Origin of the sequence: Streptomyces aurantiacus, from assembly GCF_001418335.1 — a bacterium.
Taxonomy (GTDB): Bacteria; Actinomycetota; Actinomycetes; order Streptomycetales; family Streptomycetaceae; genus Streptomyces; species Streptomyces aurantiacus.
In genome coordinates this window covers 1-7357 of the sequence record NZ_LIPP01000303.1, presented here as the reverse complement: position 1 = coordinate 7357, position 7357 = coordinate 1, and the positions used below count along the sequence as shown (strand labels likewise).

At 71.9% G+C, this 7357-nt stretch carries 8 protein-coding genes; 4 read left to right on the top strand and 4 right to left on the bottom strand.

Features of this window, described 5'->3' with window-relative positions; genetic code table 11:
- Positions 1-23 precede the first annotated feature (23 nt).
- A complete protein-coding gene (gene cobT / locus AOK01_RS32215; protein WP_055517904.1) occupies positions 24-1115 on the bottom strand; it encodes a nicotinate-nucleotide--dimethylbenzimidazole phosphoribosyltransferase in 1092 nt (363 codons plus the stop codon).
- Positions 1116-1315: 200 nt separating this feature from the next.
- Here cobT and AOK01_RS32210 point away from each other — a divergent pair, with 200 nt between their 5' ends.
- Complete coding sequence (locus AOK01_RS32210) at positions 1316-2548, top strand: class I SAM-dependent methyltransferase (protein WP_063792897.1); 1233 nt, start codon at positions 1316-1318, stop codon at positions 2546-2548.
- A 9-nt stretch (positions 2549-2557) separates the two neighbouring features.
- Here AOK01_RS32210 and AOK01_RS32205 read toward each other — a convergent pair whose 3' ends face one another.
- Entirely contained in the window at positions 2558-3757 is a 1200-nt protein-coding gene (locus AOK01_RS32205; protein ID WP_055517902.1) for a bifunctional adenosylcobinamide kinase/adenosylcobinamide-phosphate guanylyltransferase, read from the bottom strand.
- Positions 3758-3972: 215 nt separating this feature from the next.
- Between AOK01_RS32205 and AOK01_RS32200 the strand changes: the two genes are divergently transcribed.
- Positions 3973-4200, top strand: a complete 228-nt coding sequence (locus AOK01_RS32200; protein ID WP_055517900.1) for a hypothetical protein — start codon at positions 3973-3975, stop codon at positions 4198-4200.
- Positions 4201-4339: 139 nt separating this feature from the next.
- Here AOK01_RS32200 and AOK01_RS32195 read toward each other — a convergent pair whose 3' ends face one another.
- Together AOK01_RS32195 and AOK01_RS32190 are read right to left on the bottom strand one after the other, a co-directional pair.
- On the bottom strand, positions 4340-5041 hold the full coding sequence (locus tag AOK01_RS32195) for a class I SAM-dependent methyltransferase (RefSeq protein WP_055517898.1): 702 nt from the start codon (positions 5039-5041) through the stop codon (positions 4340-4342).
- A gap of 83 nt (positions 5042-5124) precedes the next feature.
- Entirely contained in the window at positions 5125-5751 is a 627-nt protein-coding gene (locus AOK01_RS32190) for a DUF3043 domain-containing protein (RefSeq protein WP_079103932.1), read from the bottom strand.
- 276 nt (positions 5752-6027) lie between these two features.
- Here AOK01_RS32190 and AOK01_RS32185 point away from each other — a divergent pair, with 276 nt between their 5' ends.
- On the top strand, positions 6028-6828 hold the full coding sequence (locus AOK01_RS32185) for a PspA/IM30 family protein (RefSeq protein WP_055517895.1): 801 nt from the start codon (positions 6028-6030) through the stop codon (positions 6826-6828).
- Positions 6829-6862: 34 nt separating this feature from the next.
- On the top strand, positions 6863-7141 hold the full coding sequence (gene pspAA / locus AOK01_RS32180) for a PspA-associated protein PspAA (protein ID WP_055517893.1): 279 nt from the start codon (positions 6863-6865) through the stop codon (positions 7139-7141).
- Positions 7142-7357: the final 216 nt, after the last annotated feature.

Below are 7357 nucleotides of genomic sequence, written 5' to 3'. Positions count from 1 at the left end.
ACCCGAGAACCGAACCCAGGCTCCTACTCGGCTTCCGAGGCCTCCGGGGCCGCCAGGCCGTCGGAGGCCGAGGAAGCCTCCGGCAGCTCCGCTGCCAACGCCGCCGCAGCCTCCACCAACGGCAACGCCAACAACGCCCCCGCCCCCTCCCCGACCGTCACCCCATGGGACAGCAGTGGTTCGAGCGCCATCCGGTCGAACGCCTTCGCCTGCGCCGGCTCCCCGCTGCTCTGGCCGGCCAGCCACCAGTCCGGCGCCCGGAAGGCGACCCGCTGCCCGACCAGCGCACAGGCCGCGGAAACGACCCCGTCCAGAATCACCGGCGTCTTGCGCACCGCACTCTGCAGCAGGAACCCGGTGATCGCGGCGAGGTCGGCCCCGCCCACCGTCGCGAGCAACTGCAACTGGTCCCCGAGCACCGGCCGAGCGCGCCGCAGAGCGTCACGGACCGCCGCACACTTGCGCATCCAGGCGAGGTCGTCGATGGCCTGCCCGCCGCGCCCGGTCACCACCGACGCGTCGGTCCCGCACAACGCCGCCACCAGCACGGCCGCCGCGGTCGTCCCCCCGACACTCACGTCCCCGAGCACGACGAGGTCGGTCCCGGAGTCCGCCTCCTCGTCCGCGACGGCGACCCCCGCGCGGAACGCGGCCTCCGCCTCCTCCAGGGACAGCGCGTCCTCCACGTCGATCCGCCCGGACCCACGCCGCACCCGATGCCGTACGACCTCGTCGGGCAGGCTCTCGGGCTCGCAGTCGAGCGCCATGTCCACCACTCGCACGGGCACCCCGTGGCGCCGGGCCAGTACCGATACGGGACTGGCACCGGCGAGTACGGAGCGCACCAGCACGTCCGCGCTCCCGGCGGGCCGCGCCGACACCCCGAGGCCGGCGACCCCGTGGTCACCCGCGAACAGCACCACACGCGGACGCTCGATCGCCCGCACCGGCACGGCCGACTGCGCGGCGGCAAGCCACTCACCGAGTTCGTCGAGGCGGCCCAGCGACCCGGGCGGCACGGCCTGCCGCTCCCGGCGCGCCTCGGCGTCACGGCGTACGCCGCCGTCGGGGCGCTCGATCAGATCGGTGAAGTCGTCGAGATTAAGCGAGCTCATTCGCCGAACAGTACCGGCAGTGATCGGGCCGGTCTCCTGACGGGCGGTCAGTGGGCCGCGCGGCGTCGACGCGTCGGAGAGCGATATCCCATAAATTCCGGTTTGCGATGGATTGTCATACCGGTTTGTATCAACTCGTAACGGTTCATATCAGCCTCTACAGGGCTTCAACCCGTCGGACCGGCAGGAGCACACAGGCCATGCCCCCCACACTCCCCACCCCACCCACACCCCCGGCGCGGCCGACCGTCGCCCAGCGCCGCGCCGCCTACCTGGGCGAACTCGCCAAGGGCACCGACCACTTCCACGAACCGCGCAGAGCCGACTGCCCCTGGTGCGGCTCGGTGCGGCTGCGCACCCGGCTGCGCACCCCGGATCTGCTCCAGCACAAGCCCGGCACCTTCGTCGTCGACGAGTGCGAGGACTGTGCCCACGCCTTTCAGAACCCCCGCCTGACCACCGAAGGCCTTGCCTTCTACTACCGGGACTTCTACGAGAACCACGACAGCCATGACAGCCATGACAGCCACGACAGCCATGACGGTCATGACAGCCACGGCGAGCAGATGGGGCATGGGCAGCCCGGGCAGCCCGGGGAGCACAGTAAGTACAGCTCGCACGGGGAGCACGCGAGCTTCGCCGAGCGGACCCTGCGCTCCCGTGCCGGCCGCCGGCGCCACGAGGCCGCCGCCCGCGCGATGCTCCCGTTCCCCGAGCCCGAGAGCTGGCTGGATGTCGGCACCGGCCACGGCCACTTTCCGGCGGCGGCCAAGGAGTTGTTCACGTACACCGCCTTCGACGGGCTCGACCCCACCTCGCGCGTCGAGAAGGCCCGGATCGCGGGCCGCGTCGAGGAGGCGCACCGCGGCCGGCTGCCCGACCTGGTCGACCGGCTGCGCGCCCGCTACGACGTGGTCAGCATGTTCCACCACCTGGAGCACAGCCCCGACCCGCGAGAGGAACTGCGCGCCGCGCTCGCCGTGCTGCGCCCGGGCGGGCATCTGCTCGTCGAAGTCCCGGACCCGGACTGCGCGTTCGGCGCGCTGCTGGGCAAGTGGTGGGTGTCGTACTGCCAGCCGCAGCACCTCCACCTCATGCCGCTGCGCAACCTGCTCGACGAACTCGACGAACTGGGCTGCTCGGTCGTCTCCACCGACCGCCGCGAACCGCACGTCCCGTACGACCTGACCGGCGCCCTGGCGCTCGCGATCGGCAACCGGCTGCCGGGCGGGGACGAGCCCTGGCGTCCCGCACCGCCGACCGACCTCCAGCGCACCCTGCGTACGGTCCTCACCCGGGCCGCCACCCCGCTGCTCGCCTCCGCCTCCGTGCTGGACCACGCCCTGGCCCCGCTCCTGCGCCGCACCCGCTTCTCGAACGCGTACCGGATCATCGCCCGCAAGAACTCCCGCGAGCCGTTCCTCAGCCCTTGAGGCCGTTCCTCAGCCTTTGAGTACGAGTGCCTGCCCCGCCACCACCAGCAGCACGTGCTCGCACTCCGTCGCGAACGCCGCGTTGAGGCGGCCCAGTTCGTCGCGGTAGCGGCGGCCCGAGGGGGTGGCGGGGACGATGCCGGAGCCGACCTCGTTCGAGACGGCGACCACCGTGCGGCGGGACTCGCGGACGGCGGCCGTCAGCTCCTCGACGCGCGCCCGCAGCGCGCGTTCGCCGCCGCCGGCCCACTCGTCGTCGTCCCACGCGTCCACGGAGTCCATCGCGTCCGTCAGCCACAGGGACAGACAGTCGATGAGCACCGGCGGCCCGTCCTCCTTCAGGACGGGCACGAGATCGCAGGTCTCGGCGGTACGCCAGGAACCGGGGCGCCGCTCACGATGCGCGTGCACCCGGGCCGCCCACTCCCCGTCCCCGTCGCGCGTGCCGCCCGTCGCCACGTACAGCACGTCGGGGAAGGCCTCAAGGCGGCGCTCTGCCTCCACCGACTTGCCGGAGCGCGCCCCGCCGAGCACCAGCGTCCGGCGCGGCACGTCGGGCACGTCCTCGTACACCCCGACGGTCAGCGTGCTGCCGTCCGGCACCGCGCGGGCCCCCGCGGCCGCGAGGCGCCGTCGCAGCTCCCGGCCCGGCGGCACGTCGTGGTCGAGGTGCACCGCGATCACGTCGGTGGCGGGCCCGGCCGCCCCGGCCAGCCGCAGCCGGGCCAGCGCGTCCGGCCGCCCGACGAGATCGCCGACCACCATGTCGTACGGCGCGGTCGTCTCGTCCAGGCCCGCGGGGGCCGCGCCCGGCGGCAGGTACAGCAGCCGCTGTCCGTCCGGGTCCGTGACCGCGTACCCGGTACCGGGAGCGTCCATCGACAGCGCCCGCACCCGATGCCCGGTCAGCAGCGTCAGCTCCCGCCCGTCCGGCACGCGCCCTGGCTGCGGCAGGCCCGCCGGCACCTCCACGGCGGGCCCGTCGTGCGGATGTGACAGCAGTACCTGCCGCACCCCGCTGAGCGAATGGCCGGCGCGGGCCGCCGCGAAGGCCGCCCCCGGCGTCAGATCCAGCAGCAACGTCCCGTCCACCAGCAGAGCGGTGGCCGCGCGGGCGTTCACATCGAGCGCCACCGCGCAGGCGGCGCACGAACAATCGGGCCTGGGCAGTCCCAGGGGCCCGCCGGTACCGAGCAGAGTCACTTCCACGGCACCGATTTTTCCGTGTCGGCGCGGCTCGTGCCCGCCAGGGGGTGCACAAGGGCGCGCCTCTCGGTGAACGCGGGGAACCGCGCGCCCGGCCCCCGCCCACCCGTCACCGGCACCTCACACTTCTCGACCTGCGCTTTCGAACACCGCACAACGGAGGGAGCGCCTAGGCTGACGGCAGGAGCCCGATCTTGCTCGGTACTTGGGAGGCTGACATGGCGGCATGGACGTGGCGGTTCGAGAAGGCCGACGGGGCGGAAGTCCAGCCCTCGGTCCAGCCCGAGGAGTTCACCACCCAGGGAGACGCGGAGTCCTGGCTCGGCGAGAACTGGAAGGAGCTGGCCGAAGGGGGAGCGGACCAGGTCCGGATCTTCGAGGACGCCACGGAGGTCTACGGCCCGATGAGCCTGCACGCCGAGGCGTCCCAGGGAGAGGCGTCCTAGGGATGTCCTAGGGATGCGGGCCTAGCCCGTACGAGTGAGAGGCCGCGCCCGTTCCCACGGTCGCGGCCTTTCGGGGTTTCGTACGGTCTCGGCCTTCCGGAAGACGGAACCGGAAACACGAAACCGGGATACGGAGCCCTCAGCCCCGTACGCCGCACAGGTGCAGCAGGGCCGCCACCCGGCGGTACGGGTCGGTCCGGCCGGCCCGCTCCTCGGCGGCCAGCAGCGCCTCCACGTCGTCCGGCACCGCCGCGTCGTCGGCCGCCGTGTCCGTGAAGACCCGCACCCCGTACCAGGCGTGCAGCGGTGCCCCGATCCCGGCCAGGGTGCCGGTGAGCGTGTCGAGCCTGTCGGCCCGTACGTCGAGCCCGAGCCGGTTCCGGTACGAGCTGGTGTCGAACGACGCCAGCGTTGCCGCCCAGTCGCCGGCCAGCCCCGGCCGCATGGCCAGCGCGTCCGCGTTGCGCACGAGCAGGGACAGCAGCCCGCCGGGGGCCAGCATCCGGGCGAGCCCCGCGAGCAGCGCGTCGGGCTCTTCGACGTACATCAGCACGCCGTGGCACAGCACCACGTCGAAGCTGCCGGGCAGGAAGTGGACGCCGGTGTCGCGCCCGTCGCCCTCGATGATCCGTACCCGGCAGCGGATCCCCTCCGGCTCGGCGGCGAGGGCCTCACGGGCCGCGGAGACCATCGTGCAGTCCTGCTCGACCCCGGTCACCTGGTGCCCGGCCCGGGCCAGCCGCAGGGCCTGCGTGCCCTGGCCCATGCCCACGTCGAGGACGCGCAGCCGCTGCCCCACCGGGAAACGCCCCGCTATCTGCTCGTCGAGCTGCCGGGCCACCAGCTCCTGCCGTACGACCTCGCGCAGGCCGCCCAGCTCGCTCAGCCAGGCATGCGCCGCGCCGCCCGTGAAAGGTGCCGCGCTCAGGGCCGCTCTCCGCGCTTGACCTGCGGCTTCGGCAGCCGGAGGCGACGCATCTGGAGGCTGCGCATCAGTGCGTAGGCGACGGCGCCGCGCTTGGGCTCGTCCGGGAAGCGCGCGTTCAGCTGCTTCTTCAGGCGGATCGCGACGCCGACCGAGTCGACCACGATCAGCACGATCACGAAGAGCCACATCAGCAGCGCCACGTTCTGCAGCTGTCCGATCCGGACCATGCTCAGGACGAGGATGACCACGGCGAGCGGCAGGAAGAACTCGGCGATGCAGAACCGCGAGTCGATGAAGTCCCGCGCGAGCTTGCGTACGGGGCCCTTGTCCCGGGCGGGCAGATAGCGCTCGTCGCCGCTCGCCAGCGCCTGGCGCTGCTTCTCCATGTGGGCACGGCGATCACTGCGCTGTCGCTTGGCGGCCTCCTTGCGCGTCGTGGGCGTATTGGCCACGCTGCGGCGCTGGGACTGGGCCTCACTGCGCTTGGGCGTGGGCCGACCCTTGGGGGCCTGCGGGTCACGGGTCTGAGTGGAGTCGGTCACGGACGCCTGATCGGCGTCGGCCTTCTCATCCTTGGATCGGCTACGGAACACAAAACCCAAGGGTAATGGGTACGGAGGCATGGACGTCCGCCGAGTGGGGAACGATCCGGCAACACCGGTCGTCTGTAGAGGACAGAGAGGCCCGAATCGGGGTGACCGTGCGCGGTTCCCCCGGTCCACCCCGGAACTACCCCGGGGAGCACCTACTCCCTACGCCGGAGCAAGATCGTCATCAGTCGTCCTTGGGGATGAGCGCATCCGTCCCCGAACAGTGCGGTAATGGATGCAGGGCCCGTACTGTGGGTTCTGTTGCAGTCGCTGGAGCCGGAGTCCGTCAGAAGGGGGCGCGCGAAGCCCATGAGCGGTGTCATGAAGCGTATGGGGATGATCTTCCGCGCGAAGGCGAACAAGGCCCTTGACCGGGCCGAGGACCCGCGCGAAACCCTCGACTACTCGTACCAGAAACAACTGGAGCTGCTGCAGAAGGTGCGCCGCGGCGTCGCCGACGTGGCGACCTCCCGCAAGCGCCTGGAGCTGCAGCTGAACCAGCTTCAGGGCCAGTCCTCCAAGCTGGAGGACCAGGGCCGCAAGGCGCTCGCGCTCGGCCGTGAGGACCTCGCCCGTGAGGCGCTGTCCCGCCGGGCGGCTCTCCAGCAGCAGGTGACCGACCTGGAGACACAGCACCAGACGCTGCAGGGCGAGGAGGAGAAACTCACCCTCGCGGCCCAGCGCCTCCAGGCGAAGGTCGACGCCTTCCGCACCAAGAAGGAAACGATCAAGGCGACGTACACGGCCGCCCAGGCGCAGACCCGGATCGGCGAGGCCTTCTCCGGCATCTCCGAGGAGATGGGCGACGTCGGCATGGCGATCCAGCGTGCCGAGGACAAGACCGCCCAGCTCCAGGCGCGGGCCGGTGCCATCGACGAGCTGCTCGCCTCCGGCGCCCTCGACGACCACTCGGGGCTCGCCAAGGACGACATCCAGAGCGAGCTCGACCGGCTCTCCGGCGGCACGGACGTGGAGCTGGAGCTGCAGCGCATGAAGGCGGAGCTGGCCGGGGGCTCCGGTTCCTCGTCCCAGCAGGCGATCGAGGGCGGTCAGGGGCAGACTCAGTCCCAGCAGCAGCCGCAGGACACTCCGCGACTCGACAAGCAGTAGCCGCGGGGAGTCGTCCCACGCCGAGGAGGGCGTCGTGATCGTACGGATCATGGGGGAGGGACAGGTGAGGCTGGACGACAGCCACCTCACCGAGTTGAACGAACTGGACGACGAGCTCCTGGCGGAGACGAAGTCCGGTGACGAGGAGGGGTTCCGGCGGACGCTGGGGGCCCTCCTCGACGCGGTTCGGCGGCTGGGGGTGCCGCTTCCCGACGACTCCCTCGAACCCTCCGAGCTCATCCTTCCGGCCTCGGAGGCGACGCTGTCGGAGGTAAGAGAAATGCTGAACGACGACGGCCTGATCCCCGGCTGAGGGTTTTACGCCCCCGCCGCCCCTACCCTTCCCGTCCTTTCTGGGGGCTGCCGCCCCCAGACCCCCGCATCGGCCTGAACGGCCTCGTCCTCAAACGCCGGACAGGCTGGAGGGTCGGGGCGCAGCCCCACTCTCCAGGGGCGCGGGGAACTGCGCGACCAGCCACAACGCACCCGCAGCCGACAGACAAGCTGGGGGCAGGGGCGCAGCCCCGCC

Bases quoted from the DNA above. Each gene is read 5' to 3' on its own strand.
- cobT (WP_055517904.1), bottom strand. From the start codon at position 1,115: ATGAGCTCGCTTAATCTCGACGACTTCACCGATCTGATCGAGCGCCCC.
- AOK01_RS32200 (WP_055517900.1), top strand. From the start codon at position 3,973: ATGGCGGCATGGACGTGGCGGTTCGAGAAGGCCGACGGGGCGGAAGTC.
- AOK01_RS32190 (WP_079103932.1), bottom strand. From the start codon at position 5,751: ATGCCTCCGTACCCATTACCCTTGGGTTTTGTGTTCCGTAGCCGATCC.
- AOK01_RS32210 (WP_063792897.1), top strand. From the start codon at position 1,316: ATGCCCCCCACACTCCCCACCCCACCCACACCCCCGGCGCGGCCGACC.
- AOK01_RS32185 (WP_055517895.1), top strand. From the start codon at position 6,028: ATGAGCGGTGTCATGAAGCGTATGGGGATGATCTTCCGCGCGAAGGCG.